This window comes from Gemmiger formicilis (genome assembly GCF_018784445.1).
Lineage (GTDB): Bacteria > Bacillota > Clostridia > Oscillospirales > Ruminococcaceae > Gemmiger.
Genome location: NZ_WQOH01000067.1, coordinates 22,620 through 41,742, shown reverse-complemented (window position 1 = coordinate 41,742; position 19,123 = coordinate 22,620). Strand labels below are relative to the sequence as shown.

Annotated in this window: 18 protein-coding genes and 3 tRNA genes; 4 read left to right on the top strand and 17 right to left on the bottom strand. The window is 58.1% G+C overall.

Annotated elements, in window-relative coordinates; genetic code table 11:
• Positions 1-3 precede the first annotated feature (3 nt).
• Both GPK89_RS14550 and GPK89_RS14545 read left to right on the top strand, forming a co-directional pair.
• Positions 4-858: a DUF5685 family protein gene (locus GPK89_RS14550; protein ID WP_215694245.1), complete on the top strand. Its 855-nt coding sequence runs from the start codon at positions 4-6 to the stop codon at positions 856-858.
• Complete coding sequence (locus GPK89_RS14545; RefSeq protein ID WP_215694243.1) at positions 851-1,588, top strand: J domain-containing protein; 738 nt, start codon at positions 851-853, stop codon at positions 1,586-1,588. Before GPK89_RS14550 ends, GPK89_RS14545 begins: the two co-directional genes overlap by 8 nt.
• A gap of 154 nt (positions 1,589-1,742) precedes the next feature.
• On the opposite strand, the gene GPK89_RS14540 is transcribed toward GPK89_RS14545, so the two are convergent.
• From GPK89_RS14540 to GPK89_RS14525, 4 genes are all read right to left on the bottom strand, one after another.
• Entirely contained in the window at positions 1,743-2,426 is a 684-nt protein-coding gene (locus tag GPK89_RS14540) for a YkgJ family cysteine cluster protein (protein WP_215694241.1), read from the bottom strand.
• Positions 2,423-3,409, bottom strand: a complete 987-nt coding sequence (locus GPK89_RS14535; protein WP_215694239.1) for a D-isomer specific 2-hydroxyacid dehydrogenase family protein — start codon at positions 3,407-3,409, stop codon at positions 2,423-2,425. The genes GPK89_RS14540 and GPK89_RS14535 overlap by 4 nt, the downstream gene beginning before the upstream one ends.
• 15 nt (positions 3,410-3,424) lie before the next feature.
• Positions 3,425-4,234, bottom strand: coding sequence for an alpha/beta hydrolase (locus GPK89_RS14530; protein ID WP_215694237.1), 810 nt, complete (start codon positions 4,232-4,234; stop codon positions 3,425-3,427).
• A 205-nt stretch (positions 4,235-4,439) separates the two neighbouring features.
• Entirely contained in the window at positions 4,440-4,892 is a 453-nt protein-coding gene (locus GPK89_RS14525; protein ID WP_215694235.1) for a C-GCAxxG-C-C family protein, read from the bottom strand.
• 228 nt (positions 4,893-5,120) lie between these two features.
• On the opposite strand from GPK89_RS14525, the gene htpG reads away from it, so the two are divergent.
• The gene (gene htpG, locus GPK89_RS14520; protein WP_215694233.1) at positions 5,121-7,025 is read left to right on the top strand and encodes a molecular chaperone HtpG; all 1,905 of its coding nucleotides are present in this window, start codon (positions 5,121-5,123) and stop codon (positions 7,023-7,025) included.
• 460 nt (positions 7,026-7,485) lie between these two features.
• Here the strand turns inward: htpG and GPK89_RS14515 are convergent, their stop codons facing one another.
• The 8 genes from GPK89_RS14515 to GPK89_RS14480 form a co-directional block, all read right to left on the bottom strand.
• Positions 7,486-8,316: an energy-coupling factor transporter transmembrane component T family protein gene (locus GPK89_RS14515; RefSeq protein ID WP_215694231.1), complete on the bottom strand. Its 831-nt coding sequence runs from the start codon at positions 8,314-8,316 to the stop codon at positions 7,486-7,488.
• Positions 8,306-10,030: an ABC transporter ATP-binding protein gene (locus tag GPK89_RS14510; RefSeq protein ID WP_215694229.1), complete on the bottom strand. Its 1,725-nt coding sequence runs from the start codon at positions 10,028-10,030 to the stop codon at positions 8,306-8,308. The genes GPK89_RS14515 and GPK89_RS14510 overlap by 11 nt, the downstream gene beginning before the upstream one ends.
• An 83-nt stretch (positions 10,031-10,113) precedes the next feature.
• Positions 10,114-10,662 (bottom strand): ECF-type riboflavin transporter substrate-binding protein, encoded by a 549-nt coding sequence (locus tag GPK89_RS14505; RefSeq protein ID WP_215694227.1) that lies wholly within the window; start codon positions 10,660-10,662, stop codon positions 10,114-10,116.
• Between the two features lie 166 nt (positions 10,663-10,828).
• Positions 10,829-10,904: transfer RNA gene (locus GPK89_RS14500), tRNA-Gly, on the bottom strand.
• Positions 10,905-10,910: 6 nt separating this feature from the next.
• A tRNA-Phe gene (locus GPK89_RS14495) sits at positions 10,911-10,986 on the bottom strand.
• Between the two features lie 349 nt (positions 10,987-11,335).
• Entirely contained in the window at positions 11,336-12,094 is a 759-nt protein-coding gene (spo0A, locus tag GPK89_RS14490; protein WP_215694225.1) for a sporulation transcription factor Spo0A, read from the bottom strand.
• Between the two features lie 278 nt (positions 12,095-12,372).
• A complete protein-coding gene (spoIVB, locus tag GPK89_RS14485; protein WP_215694222.1) occupies positions 12,373-13,587 on the bottom strand; it encodes a SpoIVB peptidase in 1,215 nt (404 codons plus the stop codon).
• A 96-nt stretch (positions 13,588-13,683) separates the two neighbouring features.
• Positions 13,684-14,571 (bottom strand): YitT family protein, encoded by an 888-nt coding sequence (locus GPK89_RS14480; RefSeq protein ID WP_346344863.1) that lies wholly within the window; start codon positions 14,569-14,571, stop codon positions 13,684-13,686.
• Positions 14,572-15,026: 455 nt separating this feature from the next.
• Here GPK89_RS14480 and GPK89_RS14475 point away from each other — a divergent pair.
• Positions 15,027-15,107: transfer RNA gene (locus GPK89_RS14475), tRNA-Leu, on the top strand.
• A gap of 377 nt (positions 15,108-15,484) precedes the next feature.
• Here GPK89_RS14475 and GPK89_RS14470 read toward each other — a convergent pair.
• Genes GPK89_RS14470 through GPK89_RS14450 form a run of 5 tightly spaced genes read right to left on the bottom strand, consistent with a single transcriptional unit; the run spans position 15,485 to position 19,027 of the window.
• On the bottom strand, positions 15,485-16,228 hold the full coding sequence (locus GPK89_RS14470; RefSeq protein WP_215694221.1) for a class D sortase: 744 nt from the start codon (positions 16,226-16,228) through the stop codon (positions 15,485-15,487).
• Positions 16,225-16,791 carry a Fe-S-containing hydro-lyase gene (locus tag GPK89_RS14465; RefSeq protein WP_215694219.1) on the bottom strand — a complete coding sequence of 189 codons (567 nt, stop codon included), beginning with the start codon at positions 16,789-16,791 and terminating at the stop codon, positions 16,225-16,227. The genes GPK89_RS14470 and GPK89_RS14465 overlap by 4 nt, the downstream gene beginning before the upstream one ends.
• Complete coding sequence (locus GPK89_RS14460) at positions 16,791-17,006, bottom strand: hypothetical protein (RefSeq protein WP_215694217.1); 216 nt, start codon at positions 17,004-17,006, stop codon at positions 16,791-16,793. Before GPK89_RS14460 ends, GPK89_RS14465 begins: the two co-directional genes overlap by 1 nt.
• Before the next feature lie 3 nt (positions 17,007-17,009).
• Complete coding sequence (locus GPK89_RS14455) at positions 17,010-17,849, bottom strand: fumarate hydratase (protein WP_215694272.1); 840 nt, start codon at positions 17,847-17,849, stop codon at positions 17,010-17,012.
• Between the two features lie 2 nt (positions 17,850-17,851).
• Positions 17,852-19,027: an NAD(P)-dependent malic enzyme gene (locus GPK89_RS14450; RefSeq protein ID WP_215694215.1), complete on the bottom strand. Its 1,176-nt coding sequence runs from the start codon at positions 19,025-19,027 to the stop codon at positions 17,852-17,854.
• Between the last annotated feature and the right edge of the window lie 96 nt (positions 19,028-19,123).

Genomic DNA, 19,123 nt, shown 5'->3' with positions numbered 1-19,123 from the left:
CCGATGTTTGGATATGTTACGATTTATCGCAAGGGGCTGGCAGACGCCGACATGGATCGCTACCAGGCCTATTACTGTGGGCTTTGCCGGGCGCTGGGCCGCCGTTATGGCCGCACCGGGCAGCTGGCGCTGAGCTATGACATGGCGTTCGTTGCCATTTTATTGACGGCGCTGTACGACGTCCCCACCGCCTACACAGCGGGCCGCTGCGCACCGCACCCCATCAAGCCTCGGCCCAGGGCTGACAATGAGTTTATGGACTACGCCGCCGACATGACCGCCGCGCTGGCGTACTATAACTTTATGGACGATTGGCAAGATGACCACCGCCGTGCCAGCCTGGCCCAAGCGCAAAAGCTGGAGCCGCAGCTGCCCGCCCTGCGGGAACGCTGGCCCCGCCAGATGCAGACGATGACCGACGCACTGGACAAGCTGAACGCCCTGGAGAGCGCAGGCAGCCACGACCTGGACGCGCTGTGCAATGCGTTCGGTGCGCTGCTGGGCGATGTTTTCGCCTGCCGCGACGACATCTGGGCCCCGGCGCTGCGGGCCATGGGGCAGGGCCTGGGCGGCTTTATCTATTTGATGGACGCCTATGATGATTTGGAAAAAGACGAAAAAAAAGGACGTTTCAACGCACTGCGTCAGCTGGCAGATGAACTGCCGCCTGCCGCCTATGAGCAGCGCTGCCACGAGCTGCTGACCCAGCAGATGGGCCGCTGTGCGCAGCCGTTTGAAATGCTGCCGATATTAAAAGATACCCCGGAGGGGAAACTATTGTACAACACGATCTATTCCGGCGTGTGGAGCAAATACGCGCTGGTACGTAAGCACCGGGAGGGGCGTAGACATGACTGATCCATACAGCGTATTGGGCATCACTCCCGGTGCCGATGACGAAACGATTAAAAAAGCCTACCGTCAAAAGTGCAAGCAATACCACCCCGACCTGCACCCCGACGACCCTTCCGCCGAGGAGCACTTTAAGGAAGTGCAGGCCGCATACAGCGAGATCATGCGCATCAAGCAGGGCGGCGGCGCGACGTACCGGCAAAGCAGCCAATCCTACGGCCAGAGCGGGTACGGCCAGCAGTACCAGGACCCCTTCAGCGGGGGCGGATTCGGCTTTGGGCCGTTCGGGTTCGGGTACTACAGCACAAGCGGTTCAACCGGGGGGCAGAGCTACGGCAGCACCGCAGGCGACCCCGAGCTGCGTGCGGCGGCAAACTACATCCGCAGCGGCTTCTATGAGGAAGCCATGAACACGCTGAACGGCATCCCCACCGCCAACCGCACGGCGCAGTGGCACTACTACGCCGCGCTGACCAACCAGGGGCTTGGCAACAATATCCGTGCCCAGGAGGAAGCCCGCACGGCGGTATCGATGGAGCCGAACAACTACGCCTATCAGAACTTGCTGGACCAGCTGCAAAGCCCGGGCCGCAGCTACACGAGCTACCAGCAGCCCTACGCCCAGCCCAGCGGCCGCCCGGGATCGTTTTGTTTGTCGTTCTGGCTGTATTTGCTGGTATGCAATGTGCTGAGCTGGTGCTGCTGCGGCGGCAGAGGCGGATTTTATATTTGCTGATTTTGGATAGAAAAGGCGCTGTGGCCGGTGTGGTCACAGCGCCTTTTGTTATTGTTCGGCAGGGGCCGCACATATGCGGCCCGCAGCAGGGAGGCCCGCAGGCGTTTATGGGAAAGTTGAGGGCCGGGTATGCCCGATTCCTACTAATTTTGATTTACAGCATCCTATCCAGCAGCGGCATCAAAATTTCTATGTTTTGGTAAAACTGCGGGTAGAACTCGTCGCCAAGGGAATAGTCGTAGTAGAGGGCGCGCTCCGTGCGCTTGGCGGCGGCAGAGAAGTGCGGATTGTTCTGCCCACCCGCGGCCTGCAATTTCTGGGACAGTTGCGTGCAGACGATGGCCCAGCGCGCGTCGATACCCTCACGATCCGGGATGGCGGCATCGTTCAGGTAGTCCTGCAAGGTTCGTTTCCCTGCCCGCGCACCGCACAACGGCGTTTGGACGTAATACTCCATCCTGGCTGTCACGGTATCAATGCTCTGGCCCAGCGGGTAGAGCGCACAGGCCAGCGGCCTTGCGGCATGGATGGCGCAGGCGCTACCTTCAAAAAAGCGGCAGTCCCCGGTCTTAGGGTCGGGCGTCAGCCGAAGCGCAGGCAGGCAGGTCGTATCGGCCACATAGCTTTTGCAGAAGGCCGATGCCACGATGCGGGGCGACAGCCGCAGTCGCCGCGCAATGCGGTAGAGGTCATACCCGGACAGCACCAGATCCCGCCGTTTGCGGCAACAATCGCCGCAGCCTGCGCAGGCAAAATCAAACGTCTCCCCTGTTGTCAGGTGCGGGCAGCTATCCCAGTTTTCACCGCAGCGGCCCGGCTCCACGTTGACAGCCGTCACAGCTGCACCTCGCCTGCGTAGGGCCGACCGTGGGCGTAGGCGTCCAGCGCCTCAAAGGGCGATTTGACCATGTTTGCCACGTTCACATCGGTGTAGAACGCCGTGTGCGGGCTGAGGATAACATTGGGGTAGCTGCGCAGCAGGTTCAGCTCGCGGTTGGGGATGGCCTCGCCCATGCGGTTGTAGTAGCAGATGCCGGTCTCGTCCTCGATGACGTCCAGCCCCGCGCCGCCGATCTTGCCGCGTTCCAGCCCGTTCACCAGCGCGTCCGGGTCGATGAGGGTGCCGCGTGCCGTGTTGACCAACAGCACGCCGTCCTTCATCTTGGCGATGGCGTCGGCGTTGATGAGGTGGTGGTTTTCCGCCGTAGCGTTCGTGTGCAGCGTGATGACGTCGCTGCGGGCATACAGCTCGTCCAGCGTGACATAGTCTGCGTATTTCTTTACAGCGTCGTTCGGGTAGAGGTCGTAGGCCAGCATCTTGCAGCCGAAACCGCTCAAATTGCGAATGACAGTCTGGCCAATCTTGCCGGTGCCAATGACGCCCACTGTGCAGTCCGAGATATCGCGGCCCATCTTGCCGGGCAGCGAGTAGTCCTGCACGTTGGCGCGCAGCATGATTTGGTTCATCTTGCGGGTACACATCAAAATCAACATAATGGTATAGTTTGCCACACCCTCCGGCGGGTAGTGGCTGTGGCTGATGCGCATACCCAATTTTTTGGCGGTATCCAGCGGGATATGGTCATACCCGATGCTGCGGCAGGGCAGGTATTTTACGCCCATCCCGGCCCAGGCTTCCAGGTATTCGGGCCGAATCTCGCAGGGGTTCGTGCTGACGGCGTCGCAGCCCTCGGCCAGGTGCAGGTTCTCCGGCGTGGGCACGCCGGGCGTGCCGGTATAGTCGATGCCGTACTGTTGTTTGTACGGCTCGCAATACTGCTGCTCGTCAAAGGGGCGCAATGTGTAAAACATGATCTTCATGTTTTGTCATCTTCCTTACAGGTGATAGTTGAAGAGGTCGGCCAGCCAGTCCGTACACAGATCCACCCAGGCGCGGTTGTGGGCGTTGGGGGTGTTGACCTCCCGCGTGCAGGTGCTGGTGCCGTGGCCATCGTGGTTGAAGAGATGCAGCTCAAACGGCACCTTATGCTCGGTCAGGGCCGACGCCAGCAGCAGTGAGTTCTGCACAGGGACCGAGCCATCCTCCACCGTGTGCCAAATAAAGAAGGGCGGCAGGTCGCCGCGGATTTGATTTTCCAGGCTCATGGTGGCTTTCAGTTCAGCGTCGTCGCCGCAGAGATTCTTGATGGAGCCGCCGTGGGTCATGATGCCCGACGTGATAACTGGGTAGCCCAGCACAACAGCATCGGGGCGGGCTTCCTCGGCGTGGATGCCGAGGGCTTTCTGCACTGGCTCGGCATCCCACAGGATGGCCGTGGATGCCGCCAGATGCCCGCCCGCCGAGAAGCCGCAGACGGCAACCTTGAAGGGGTCAACACGGAACTTTGCCGCGTTGCGGCGGATGTGCAAAATTGCCCCCGCTGCGTCGATCAGCGGCTGCCAGCGCAGCGGCGGCTGGGTATCGTCCTTACGGCAGGTGTAGGTCAGGATAAAGACGTTATAGCCTGCCTGCAAAAACTGCATGGCGACGGGGTCAGCCTCGCGCGAGCTGCACCAGGCGTAGCCGCCGCCCGGCAGAATTAGTATAGCCGGGCGGATGTTGAAGGCGGGCATTTCGGCAGTCTCGTCCCTCAGGTAGCCAACGAGGGCTGCGCCGCTGGGGAGGGTATGGTTGTAGAATTGCATGGATATTTCCTCGATTCTGATTTTATATGCAGGGGCGGGATTTATCCCTTCCCCGGACGTTGCGGCATGGCAGCGGTCAGAGGGCTGGCCGCACTACGAACGGAACACGGTTGCAGGGGCGGGGTATGCCCCACCCTTAACACAATGGCAGACGGCCGTTCAGGCAAATCCGAGGGCCGGCTAGGCCCGGCCCCTACCGGGTTCTTTATTTAGGGTGCGCCGCGATGTACTCCGCCATGATATCAGCAGCAAGGCGGCAGAGTTCCGGGCAGGGGCGCTTTTTGTAGTATTCGGGGGTGCGGGGGCTGGCGATGGGGCTGCCCTCGGGTTCTTTCAGGCCCAGAAGTTCTTTGCAGATCATGCTTCCCCTGCCGTTGCGGGCCTTGTACTCGGCGGCCAGAGCTTGTACGTCGGTGTAGAGCGCGGTCTTTTTCGCCGGGTCGTCGCTGCCGTAGAGTGCCCCCAGCACCAGTGTAATGCCGGAGAACGCACCGCAGACCTCCCGCATACGTCCAAACCCTCCGCCGAAACCTGCGGAAATTTGCAGGGCCTGCTTTTCGGTCATGCCCATTTCCTCTGCAAAGGCCACCGCCACCGATTGGCAGCAGTTGTAACCCTTGAAAAACGCCGCATACGCGCGGTCGCCGTAGATGCTCATGTGTGGGTGTCCTTTCTGGAAATTTCTAAAGGCTCCTCTTAAGGGGCGTTTAAGCTGCGTATATATTTCTAGCATACCGCAAATCTCTCTGTTTGAAAACCCCTGATTTTAAATTTTTTGTTAAAATACGGTACAAGGGTTGCACTTTATAAAAAAGAGTGCTAAACTAGCTTTAGCAGTTGAAATAAACGAGTGCTAATTTCATTTGTATAAGTGAGGTTTTCTACTATGGCAATGCGTCAGTTCAAGGCCGAAAGCAAAAAGCTGCTCGACCTGATGATCAATTCTATCTATACAAACCGCGAGATCTTCCTGCGCGAGCTGATTTCCAACGCTTCGGACGCTTGCGACAAGCGCTACTTCAAGAGCCTGACCGACACGTCTGTCGGCATCACGAAGGAGGACTTGAAGATCCACATTCAGCCCGATAAGGAGAGCCGCACGCTGACCATCAGCGACAACGGCATCGGCATGACGAAGGACGAACTGGAAAAGAACCTGGGCACCATCGCCAAGTCCGGTTCCTTCGACTTCAAGACCGAGAACCAGAGCGACAATATCGACATCATCGGTCAGTTCGGCGTCGGCTTCTACTCTGCCTTTATGGTTGCCAAAAAAGTGACCGTCATTTCCCGCGCCCAGGGCGAGGATACCGCCTGGAAGTGGGAATCCACCGGCGTTGAGGGCTATACCCTGACCGAGACCGACAAGGACGATGTCGGCACTGAAATCATTTTGGTCATGAAGGATGACACCGACACTGACCATTACAGCGAGTATCTGGAAGACTACGAAATCACCAACCTCGTCAAGAAGTACAGCGATTACATCCGCTTCCCCATCACGATGTACCGTGAGAAATCCCGCCAGAAGCCGAAGCCGGAGGATGCGGGCGACGATTACAAGCCCGAGTACGAGACCTACACCGAGCTGGAAACGCTGAACAGCATGGTGCCCATCTGGAAGCGCCCGAAGAGTGAAGTCAAAGACGAGGACTACAACGAGTTCTACAAGAACAAGTTCATGGACTACACCGACCCGCTGCGGGTCATTACCAGCCGCACCGAGGGCACGGCAACCTACACGGCGCTGCTGTTCATCCCCGGCTCCACCCCGTATGACTATTACACCAAGGAGTATGAGAAGGGCTTGGCACTCTACGCTTCCGGCGTCATGATCATGGAGAAGTGCGGCGACCTGCTGCCCGACTATTTCAGCTTTGTCAAGGGCGTTGTGGACAGCGAGGACTTGAGCCTGAACATCAGCCGTGAGACGCTGCAGAAGGACAACCAGCTCAAGCTGATGCGCAGTTCTCTGGAAAAGAAGATCAAAAACGAACTGCACGCTATGCTGGTCAACGACCGCGAGAAGTACGAGACGTTCTGGAAGAACTTCGGCCGTCAGGTCAAGTTTGGCGTCTACGGGGACTACGGTATGCACAAGGACCTGCTGGGTGATTTGCTGATGTTCTACTCCGCCAAGGAGCAGAAGCTCGTCACGCTAGATGAGTACATTGAAAAAATGTCCGAGGGCCAGAAGTGCATCTACTTTGCTGCCGGTGATGATACCGACCGCCTGGGCAAGCTGCCCAATGCCCAGCTGGTGCTGAGCAAGGGCTATGACCTGCTGCTCTGCACCGAGGATGTGGACGAGTTCTGCCTGCAAGTCATGCACGACTACAAGGAGAAGGAATTCCAGAACATCAATACCGGTGACCTGGGCCTGGAGACCGAGGACGAGAAGAAGGCCGCCGAGGCTGCCGAGACCGAGAACAAGGACCTGTTTGAGGAAATCAAGAAGGACCTGAACGGAAAAATCAAGGAAGTCAAGGTCAACCCCACCCTGCAGGAGCACCCGGTCACGCTTAGTTCCGCCGAGGGCGGTATCTCGATGGAGATGGAGAAGGTTCTGCGCCGTATGCCCAACGCCGAGGGCGTCGAGAGCACGAAGGTGTTGGAGCTGAACCCGAACCACACTGTCTTTGCCGCGCTGAAAGCCGCCCATGCTGCCGGTGATACCGACAAGGTTGCGAAGTACGCCGAACTGCTGTATGACCAGGCCCTGCTGATTGCAGGCCTGCCCATTGAAGACCCTGTGGCGTATGCACAGCTGGTCTGCGGATTGATGCAGTAAGCTTTTGATACAATAACACAGCCGCCCGCCCAGGTATGATGATGCCTGAGCGGGCGGCTGTGTTTTTGACCGGGTTGTAGGGGCCGGGCATGCCCGGCCCGCCAGCTTCTGGCCGACTGATGCCTGTTGGGAACTTTGTAGGGGGAGGCATTTATGTCTCCCGGGGCGCATGCGGCACCTGCAAGGTTCACGAGAGGGATGAATCCCTCCCCTACGCAGAAACAACTTTAACTATCTGCCTTTTCCAGCTGTTTTAATGTTCTTCCATCCTGTGTTTTGCGTGACCGTGCGTGGCCACGGGCGCATATAGAATGCGCCCCTACGGTGTATACCGTAAACGGGTGTTCAAGGGGTGCTTGCGGGCCGGGCATGCCCGGCCCCTACAGCTCTATAAGGCATAAAAAATGCGTCCCAGCGGAGTTGTTATCCGCAGGGGCGCTTTTTACATTTCTATGCTCTTTTACACAAACGGATTATAAAACCGACCAAATTTGATCGTCACGGTCAGGCTGACCGCCAACAGCGCGACGCCGATACCCAGCGCGATAAAATCACGGAGGGCGAAGGGGCGGCGGGTGTACCAGGTGCGTTTGTCACTTTTTCCAAAGCCGCGCAGCTCCATGGCGTTGGAAATCGTGTCAATACGGTTCAAGCTCGTCAAAATCAGCGGCAGCAGGATGTTGACCGAGTTTTTCAGTCGCTTGAAAAACGGCTCGCTGCGCCCCAGTTCAACGCCGCGAGCCTGCTGCGCCTGGCTGATGCTATGGTAGTCACGCTGGATATCCGGGATGTACCGCAGGGCAATCGCCACCGAGTAGCCGACCTTGTAGGAAATGCCGATGCTGTTGAGGCTGGCGGCAAACTCGCTGGGGTTCGTGGCCGAAATAAAGAGGATGGCCACCGGCAGCGCCACAAAATATTTCAGCGAAATGTTGAACATATAAAACAGTTGCTCAGCGGTCAGATCATACCGCCAGAACAGATGGCACAGCACCGTGCGGGTGCCATAGAGCGTCGTGCCCTGGTTGGGGTCAAACAAAAAGATGAACAAATCGTTCAGCGCCAGGAACACCAGCATAAAGACCAGCATGAACCGGACTTCCCTCAGCTTGATGTGGCTGAGTTTGAACGCCGCAAAGCTGACGACCATCAGCCCCAACAGCACCCAGGTATTGTAGGTGATCATGCCAGCGAAGGTGAACAGCAGAAAGAACGCCAGCTTGGTTGTTCCAGTCAGCTCATGCACCACGCTTTTACGCGGCAGGTAGTTCAAAACGGTATTAGCAGCCATGCGCTCGCACCTCCCTGTCAGCCGCGATAAAGCGTTCTACAAAATCTTCCGCGGGCGCAATGCCACAGCGGTTGGCCAGCGTGTACAGGCTGGTTTCTTTCAGTGCCGCCTGCTCGATGAGCTTTGGGTCGCAGAGGATGGCCGCCGCGCTGCGATCCGCAATCAGCCGCCCGTCACAGAAGGCCAGCGCTCGGGGCGTGTATTCCAGCATCAGGTGCATATCGTGGGTAATCATCACGACGGTCACACCCTTGGCATTCAGCCCGCGCAGGAACTCCATAATGTCCGTATAATGGCGGAAATCCTGTCCGGCTGTCGGCTCATCGAGGATGATAAGCTCGGGGCCCTGCACCAGCACGCTGGCGATGGTCACACGCTTTTTCTGGCCGAAGCTCAATGCAGAAATCGGCCAGTTGCGGAAGGGATACAGGCCGCAGATCTTGAGGGTGTCCTCGACTTTGGCGCGGATGTCAGCCTCGCTCAGGCCGCTGCCCTGCAGACCCAGCGCGACTTCATCGAAAATCATCGTTTTGGAAATCATCTGGTTCGGGTTCTGCATAACGTAGCCGATGTGCCTGGCGCGGCGGCGGATGTTTTCTTCTTTCAAGTTCTTGCCGTCAAAGAAAATTTCACCGCTGTCCGGCGTCTCAAAACCGCAGATCAGTTTGGAGAGGGTCGACTTGCCCGCGCCGTTGCGACCCACGATGCTGACCATCTCTCCCCTGCCAATCGTGAAACTTACATTGGTCAGGGTGTGCTGGCCCTTGTTGTAGCCGAAGCTCAGACCTTTGACTTCCAGCAGCGGCTGGGGTGCGGGCTTGGGGGCAGGCAGCGGCTCGGCCTTGAACCAGGCCTGCAATTTTGCGGTGTCGGCGTCGTCCAGTACGACAGAATCAATGTGAGCAGGGTGCTTTTCAGGCGTGATGGCAACGCCCGCATACCGCATAGCCGTGACGTAGAGCGGCTCGCGGATGCCGTTTTCGGCCAGCAGTGCGCCGGACAGCAGCTCGTCGGGGCGCAGGTCCGCCAAAATGCGGCCGTCGTTGACCAGTACGATGCGGTCCACGCTGCGCCAGAGCACATCCTCGAGGCGATGCTCGATGATGAGCACCGTCGCGTCGGTTTTTTGCTGGATTGTGTCGATCAGTTCGATGGCCTGCTTGCCGGTGGCCGGGTCGAGGTTTGCCAGCGGCTCGTCAAAGAGTAGGATTTTGACCTCATCGACCATGACACCCGCCAGACTGACGCGTTGCTTCTGCCCGCCCGAAAGCTCGTGCGGGGCGTAATCCAGGTGGTTTTCGATTCCCACCAGTTCAGCGACGCGGCGGGTCGTCTCGTGCATTTCTTTCTGCGGGGTGCAGCTGTTTTCCAGCGCAAAGGCGATATCTTCCGCCACCGTCAGGCCGATGAACTGGCCGTCCGGATCCTGCAGCACGGTGCCGACATGATCCGCCAGTTCAAAAATGCTGCTGTTGGGCGCATCCACGCCGTCTACTGTCAGGCTGCCTGTACACTCACCGGGGTTGGAGAATGGATTCAGGCCATTGATGCAGGCTGCCAGTGTGCTTTTGCCGCTGCCGGAAGGACCGGCAATCAGGACGCGCTCACCCGGGTAGATATCCAGGTTGATATCATGCAGGGTGGGCTGCTTTTGGGCGCGGTACTGGAACGAAAAATTTTTGAAGGATATGATGGGTGTTTTGGTCTCTGCCATACGGCACCTCGCAGGGAAATAGTTGTTGTAACAGCAAAATGCCTTCCCGCGTTCGTGGGAAGGCATACGGGGGTCAAACGTGATTACTCTTTGTCCAGAGAGCCCTTCTTGGCAATGGTCTTGGTGTAAGCCAGAATCAGCAGGCCGCCGACCACGACAGCCGTGATGATGTTGGACACAGCGGCGAAAGCGCCTTGTGCAAAGACCTTCTTAACAGGCTCAGAATAAATCAGGATGTCCAGCACAGGCGCAACGACGATCCAGGCAATGGCGTGGGCCACAACGTTGGCAACGGCGAAGATAGCGGCCTTAGCCTTGTTGAAGTCACCATCCTGGATGTTCAGCTTCTTGGCAAACAGGCCAACGACAACACCGGTGAAGGCAGAGGCAATGACCCAGCTCCACCACGGGATGCCGCCCCAGGACAGGTCGATAAGGGCGTGACCGATGAAGCCGATCAGGCCACCAGCCACAGGGCCGTACATAGCAGCCAGCAGACCCAGAACAGCGTACTGAAGGCTGATGTTAGTGTTGGGTACCGGGCTGGGGATCGCTACGAAACGGCCCAGGACAAAGAACAGGGCTGCGCCGATGCCGACGGCAACGAAAGTTTTAATGGTATTGTTTTTCATGATTCCGCACTCCTTTTTTAATATACCGCAAATCTTCCCTGCTTTTGTCAGGGAACAGCTTCAGTATACCTTTATAGAGAGGCCGCGTCAATGGGCAAAAGGCAGGGTATGCACTATTTTTGCCGCATTGAGGCACAAAAAAACCACCCCGAAGGGTGGTCAAAAGTGGAGCGGCCGACGAGGCTCGAACTCGCTACCTCCACCTTGGCAAGGTGGCGCTCTACCAGATGAGCTACGGCCGCTTAAAATGGTGCCTCCGATCGGAATCGAACCAATGACACGGGGATTTTCAGTCCCCTGCTCTACCGACTGAGCTACAGAGGCAAGCAACGGATATAATTATACACGATGGAGATGGGTTTGTCAAGGAGAATCCGGGAAAATTATAGGGATTATTTCGTTTTGGATGAGGGCAAAATGGATTCAGGCTCTCTCCAAAACTATTCTTTACTCGATACTGTCCAAGCCGGCGAAACCACATATGGCATCTACGCCCGTCAAAACCAATTAAATCACCCATTTAAAAATCTCACAAAACGCCGGGGCATATCCACCATACAGTTGGATATGCCCCGGTGCTTTGTAACAGACTTGAGCTTTTTTACATTTTTTGTTTTTATAAATTTTTGTTGCTTGCTTATCGTCATGGTGTTGGGCTGCCTGCCCTGCGGCATTATGCGTGGCGCTTTTTGTCCAAGCGAATTTTATCCGAAATCATGGCGATAAACTCGCTGTTCGTCGGTTTACCGCGCAGGTTGTGGATCGTGTAGCCGAAATAACTGTTCAGCGTGTCCACATCTCCGCGGTCCCACGCCACCTCGATGGCGTGGCGGATGGCACGCTCCACGCGGCTGGCGGTTGTCATGTTCCTCTTGGCAATCTCCGGGTAGAGGCGCTTCGTCACGGCATTGATGTACCCATGGTCGCTGATGGTCAGCAAAATTGCATCGCGCAAGAACTGGTAGCCCTTGATGTGTGCCGGTACGCCGATCTGGTGCAGGATCTCCGTCACGGTGAGTTCGTCGCTGTCCTGGGACACGATCTGCGGGCGTATCGTGTTGCCGGCCGCTTTCAGGACGCGGCTTACCAGTACATTTTCATCAAAGGGCTTGACGAAGAAGAACGAGAACCCGCTGTCCAGCAGTTCCTGCTCGATCTCCTCGCTCTGAAACGCGCCGGTGACGAAGAACGTGGTGCGGCTGCCGCCCGCGTTCTGAGCCTCGTAACGCTGCTTGACCGTGATTGCATCCAGGTCAGGCATAAAAGCATCCAGAAGCACGGCCTGCGGGTGGATCGCCAGCAGTGCATCCAGCGCCTTGGTGCCGTTTTTCTCACAGACGGTCACGGAAACTCCCTTTCCTTCCAGCGCACGTCTGCAAGCATCGGACACCTGCGTGTCAGTGTCGGTCATCACAAATTTGATCTTTTCCATCGTCACATATCCTCCATACTTTCTGAGCTGCGCGTTCCTTTGCGCGTAAACTTTGCTCAAGCTCTGCTTACATTGGAAATTTTACCATGTTTTTCCACTATCTGCAATAGGGTATGGAGCATTTTTTCATAATTTAGGCTAACTTTCGTTCGACAAGTTTTCCTATATTTCGCCGCAATTCGCCGCAATATTACACGCAGCGTCACGCTATTCCATTTTACGTCATTTTCCCAGGCAACTTTTTTCCCGCTCTGTTCGGGTAGATAGGGCACTGCTCATCACTTTATGACAGCATCCGCTTTTTCCAGCATCGTTGCCGCAAAGATGGCGTAGCCCTTCGCTGGGTCATTGACCAGCACATGGGTCAGCACGGCTGCCAGCTGCCCATTCTGCACAATAGGCGAGCCGCTCATGCCCTGCACAATGCCTCCGGTTTTTTCCAGTAACCGCTCATCCGTCACTTTAATAAGCAGGTTGCGGTTCGGGTCGCTGCCTGTCATCGTCACCCTCTCGATCCGTACTTTATAGGGCTGCGCGGTCGTTCCCTGCACAGTCGTCCACAATTCCGCCTCGCCGGGTGTGACTTCCTGCACATTCGCCACCGGCACAGCCTGGCCGATCGTACCGCCGGTATAGCTGCCGTACACCCCGGCGGCATCGTTTGCCAACACCTGGCCCACCGCCTTAGCGGAGAACTCGCCCCGCAGTTCCCCCGGGCTGCCCGCCGCACCCCGGATACAGCCGGTGATCGTCACCGGGACAATTTCACCCGAGAGCAGCGTCAGCTCAGTGCCGGTGTCGGTATCGCTGATGGAATGGCCCAGTCCTGCAAAGGTGCCGTGCTGGGCGTCTACAAAGCTCATTGTGCCGATGCCCGCCCCAGAGTCCCGCACCCAGACGCCCGCCTTATAACGTCCCTTTTCGTCCTGTGCCGGTGTCAGAGCCGCCGTGTGCTGTACGCCATCACGGCGATATACTACGCTCAGCGATGCACCGTCCGCCGCCTGGATAGCCGCCGTCAGGTCATCGTTGCTGCGCACAGGCCGCTCTCCTGCCGAGACGATCCAATCTCCCAGCCGCAGGCCTGCAGCCTTGGCCGGGTTCTCACTGCCCAATGCCGTGTAGCGGTCGGAGAACGCCACAATCAGTGCCCCGTCGGAGAACATTTTGACCCCAAACGGCGTACCACAGACCTGCACCGTGCGGCGTGGGGTGCTGACCGCGCGCACCGTCTTGATGGGCACAACCCCCAGCAATGTCAGCGTCACGTTGCCGCTTTTATCGGCCACGGCGTTGTCTGCCGCCACGCTCCCCTGCCGGGGCTGCGCGACGGACAGAAACGGCATGGCGGCGATTTTTAAATCGGTCAGTGCACCGTCGATGTAAAACGTATCCGGCAGTGCCTTGGCAAGGCCAGCCAGACAGGCGGCCCCCAGCAGCAGGCAGGCGGCCAACACTGCCAATACCCGCCGCAAAAATTTGTGTTTGCGCATAGCACATTCCCTCGCTTTTGCATTAGGATGTGCAGGGCATGGGCGGATTATGTCGGCAAAAAGTCCCTGCACCGCAGTTGGCGCAGGGGCTTGGGGTCATATAGATTCTTCCTTGCTGCCATGCAGCAGGTCAGCCACCGGGCTGATGGCCATGTAGGCGTTGGGGTCAATGGCCTTAACGAACGTTTTCAGCTTGACAGTCTGGAAGCGGTTGACCACGACATAGAGCACTGTTTTGGGGGTGTCTGAGTAAAACCCGTGGGCATCGAGAATTGTCAGGCCGGTGCCGAACTCTTCCGACACGGTGCGGGCAATTTCATCCGGGTTTGTCGTAATGATCATGGCCGCCTTAGCACTGTCCAGGCCGTCCACGATGAAGTCCACCGTCTTGGACCCCGCCGCGTAGGTCACGATAGAGTAGAGTGGCAGTATCCAGCTGCCCATGACCACGCCGCATATAATGTACAGCAGCACGTTATAAATCAAGACAAACGTGCCCACTGAAAGCCCCAGCGGCTTGGCAAAAATGACCGCCACGACCTCAATGCCGTCCATCGCGCCGCCGTAGCGTATCGCCAGGCCACTGCCGACACCCGAAATAATGCCGCCGAACAACGCGCAGAGGAACAGGTCTGTTCCCGCCAGTGGCGACGCAATGCTCACATCGATGGGTAACACGTCGGTGATAAGCCAAGCCGCCGCCGAGTAGACGCAGACCGCAAATATGGCGTAGACAGAGAACACCGCTCCCTGCCGCTTGAATCCGAACAGCAGCAGCGGCACGTTGAGCAGCACCAGAAAGAAGGACAGCGAGAGATAATCCGGCGTCAACTGGGACAGCAGGATCGATGTGCCGGAAATGCCGCTGTCATACAGCTGCACCGGTGCAATGAACAGCGTAACACCAATAGCGTTGATGATGCCCGCGACGAGCAGCATCAAAAAATTGAAGGGCGAGAATTTGGCAAGCAGGTTTTGTTTCAAGGTGTACCTCCGTAGTCACAGGTGAGCGGGCGGTTTGGGTATAGTATACCGTATAACCGGGTTGCGCGTCCATAGACAGAATGTAAAAAGCGCACACAGTAGGTACAATTTTCCGTGTGCAATCCCATTTCTATTTTACTTTTTCTCGCCCAGCAGCACAACTCCCTGCGGCAGGTTAGCGTTGGTGGTGCCCACAATGGGATGCGGCAGGCAGCATTCCGCCAGGGCGGCTATATCCTCCGCGCTCAGGCTACATCCAGCGCCCGCACTTTGCCCGCCCCGCCAAAGCTCATGCAACCCACGCAGACCTTGGAAACTTCAATATCGGTGTATCCCAGTTTTGTGTATTGCATAGGTGATGCCCTTTTCTTATAGAATAATCGTCTTGGGGCGCGGTGTCAATCAACATTTTGCATTGACAAATGCACCGAAACTTGGTAAACTATTTTTGTTATGCGGCTATGGCGGAATTGGCAGACGCGCTGGTTTTAGGGTCCAGTGTCCACGACGTGCAGGTTCAAGTCCTGTTAGCCGCATCGTTTCAAAAAGAGCGTATCTACGAATCATAAACGTAGATACGCTCTTTTTTATGTTCTTCAACATTTTAACATGTTCAAATACGTTGTTTTCGCGTCGTAAAAGCGTCGTAAAAAACAGCCCGGTTGCAACCCACAACCGGGCTTAAATTATATCGTTTTATCACTTATAAATTTTTCCAGTGCCGCGCCTGCTGTATCAAGCTGGCGTTCCCGTATATGTGTATATACTCGCCGTGTTGTCGTAATGTCAGAGTGCCCTCTTTGCCGTGGCACCGTCGTTGAACATTTGCTCCACGATTTTCTTAAACGTCTCGACGACCGTACATAAAAAGCGAAAGCCTTTCCTGCTGCGGAAAAGCTCTCGCTTTTGTGTTTTATTCTGCTGTTGTGGTCTCCGCCGGTATCACACCGTATTCATCGGCGTTCACCGGGTCGGCGTAGACAGCATAGCGCTGAGGTGTGTGGGTCAGGATGCCGAAGGGGTAGCAGGTGTACAGCACAGCGCTGGGTTCGGTCGCACCAAGGCGCACCTTGTCCACATCCGTCTCCTGGATGACCTTCATCTCGGTGACTTTGTAGGTAAAGTCGCCCCAGTCGGTCTCCAGGTGGATGATGGCCCCCAGCTCGGTGGAGCCGAGATCCGAGAAGTACGAGCCTGTATGCCCGCCGATAAAAACCGTGCCGTTCTCGCCGGGCAGCACGCAGTCACTCTCGGATCGGCAGCCTGCACCGCGGCTGAACTGGGTCTCGCTGTCGCCCCAATAGAGGTCGCAGTCGACGTCGGTTCCCTCGATCCAGATGCGGCCCAGCTTATCGCCGTACTGGATGCGGTCGCGGGCATCCAGGGCAGCGGCTATCTGTTCCGCACGCTTGGCGGCGGCAGCTTCGGCGGCAAGGCGTTCGTTTTCGGCCTCTTGGGCGGCCTGGGCCGCAGCCTCACTGGCAGCGCGGGCCGCTTCTTCTTCGGCTGCGCGGGCAGCGGCCTCGCTGGCCGCAGCTGCTTCGGCGGCCTTCTGTTGATTTTTCGTGATGATGAGCGCCGCCGCGATGCCGATGCTCACGGCCAGCGCCAGCGCACAGAGGACCAGCCGTATGACGAGCCGTCTGCAGCGGGTCATGCCTGGTGCTCCCGGCTGGCAAGGTAGGCGGCGGGGCCGCTCTGGTACAGATCGCCGCCGTGGGTGTCCAGCAGAACGGTCAGCGGGAAGTCCTTGACGACCAGCTTGCGCACAGCCTCACAGCCCAGATCCGGCCAGGCGATGACCTCGCAGCTCTGCACGCTGCCGGCCATGAGCGCCCCGGCACCGCCAATGGCGGCCAGGTAGACCGCGCTGTTCTTGACGACCGACTGCTTGACGGCCTCGCTGCGCTTACCCTTGCCGATCATGCAGGCAAGGCCCAGATCCAGCAGCCGCGGCGTATAGGCATCCATGCGGCCGGAGGTCGTGGGCCCTGCGGCCCCGATGGCACATCCCGGGCGCTCCGGCGTGGGGCCGACGTAGTAGACCGCCGCGCCCTCAACGGGGAACGGCAGCGGCTCGCCCTTATCCAGCAGTTCCATCATACGGGCGTGGGCGGCGTCGCGGGCGGTGTAGACCACGCCCGAAAGCAGCACAGTGTCCCCTGCCTTGAGCGGCGCAAGATCCGCTTTGGTCAGCGGCGTATGTAAAATGTATTGCATCAGCGGCCTCCCTGTTCCCGCGCGCGGCGGCGCAATTCTTTGTATTCCTCATGGTGACGGTTGACGAATTCCAGTTCCTTCATCGTGATATCTGTCACCGGGCGGCGGGGTTCCTCGCCGTCCAAGGGGATATCAATGCTGGCGCGTTTGGTTTTGGCCGAGCGGGCGCTCTCGCCCACTCCATCCAGTGAAATATCAATGTTCGGTTTCGCCATCGCTCACACCTCCCGGCTGGCGCGGCGGGTCACATGGCAGCTGATGTTGACTGCCACCGGCAGACAGGCCACATGGGTGGGCTTCTGCTCAATGGCGACACCCAGGCAGGTAGTGGCCCCGCCGAAGCCCTGCGGCCCGAAGCCGGTAGCGTTGATGGCGTCCAGCAGCTCTTTTTCCAGCGCCGCGTAGTAGGGGTCGGCGTTGGGGGTATCGAGCGGGCGCAGCAATGCCTTTTTCGCCAGCGCAGCACAGTGGTCAAAGCTACCGCCGATACCGATGCCCAGCACGACGGGTGGGCAGGGGTTGGCCCCGGCCTGCTCGACGGTGTCCAAAACAAACTTTTTGACGCCCTCTACCCCATCGGCGGGCTTGAGCATGGCAAGGCGGCTCATGTTTTCGCTGCCCGCGCCCTTGGGGGCGACGGTGATTTTGCAGCCGCTGCCCGGCACCAGATGCACGGTCAGGAAGGCGGGGGTGTTGTCCCCGGTGTTGACGCGCTGCAAGGGGTCAGCGGTGATGGATTTGCGCAGGTATGCTTTTTCATAGCCGCGGCGCACGCCCTCGTTGACGGCATCGGTCAAATCGCCGTTGATGTGGGCGTCCTGGCCCAGCTCAATAAAGACGCAGGCCATGCCGGTGTCCTGGCAGATGGGCAAGTCTTTGTCCGCTGCAACGCACAAATTTTGCTGCAATAAACCCAGCGTTTCCTTTGCCAGCGGCCACGGCTCGTTGGCTTCGGCTTTATCCAGTGCGGCCTTTACGTCGGCGGGCAGCTGGGTGTTGGCCTCGATGCAGAGAGCTTCGACCGCGTCGGTGATGGCGGCGGCGGAAATTTCACGGATGCTCATACGCGCGCCACGCCGCTTTCCCGTGCAGCCTGGGCAACGGCTGCGGCCACAGCGTCAGCCACGCGGGGGTCAAACGCCTTGGGCAGAATATTTTCCTCGTTCAGCTCATCGTCGGGGATGAGGCCCGCGATGGCCTTGGCGGCAGCCATCTTCATGGCGGGGTTGATATCCCGCGCACGGACGGACAGCGCACCCTTGAAGATACCGGGGAACGCCAGCACATTGTTGACCTGATTCGGGAAATCCGAACGGCCGGTGCCGATAACGCGGATGCCCGCCTGCTTGGCGAGGTCAGGCATAATCTCTGGCGTGGGGTTGGCCATGGCGAACACAATGGCATCTTTCGCCATCGTGGCAGCCAGCGCGGGCGTCAGTGCGCCCGCAATCGACGTGCCAATGAAGATATCAGCGTCCTTGATAGCCTCAGCCAGACCGCCGGAGAGTTTTTCCGGGTTCGTCTCCTCGGCCAGTTTGCCCTTGTGGCCCTCGAGGCCTGCAGGGCGGCCCGGGACCAGAATGCCGTGCTCATCGACAGCGATAATGTGCTTGGCCCCCGCAACCTGCAGCATATGAATGATGGCCGTACCCGCTGCACCGGGGCCGTTCTGGACGATCTTGACATCCTCAATGCGCTTGCCGACAACCTTCAAAGCGTTCAGCACGCCCGCCAGCACGATGATGGCCGTGCCGTGCTGGTCGTCGTGGAACACGGGGATATCGAGCTCGCGCTCGAGTTCGGCCTCAATTTCAAAGCACTCGGGGCTGCGGATATCCTCAAGGTTGATGCCGCCGAACGTCGGGGCGATCGCCTTGACGGCAGCGATAACTTCCTCTTTGGTTTTGGCATTCAGGCAGATGGGGAATGCATCGACGCCGCCGAACTCCTTGAAGAGGACGCATTTTCCCTCCATGACGGGCAGGCCGGCCTCGGGGCCGATGTTGCCCAGGCCCAGCACTGCCGTACCGTTGGTGACGACCGCAACGGTGCGGCCCTTCATCGTGTAGGTGTAGACGTCGTCGGGATTTGCTTTGATTTTACGGCAGGGTTCGGCCACGCCGGGGGTGTAGGCAGTAGAGAGTGCGTCACGATCCTTGCATTCGCAAAGGCTCTGCACGGCGATTTTACCGGGGAATTTGCTGTGAAGTTCCAGGGCTGCTTTGTTGTAATCCATGCTGTATGTCTCCTTTATATGGTTTTACTTTCCGCAAGGCCGCTCGATAGAGGTCGGCTATGTCCGGCCCTCTGCTTTGCCTTTACATCGCTATTA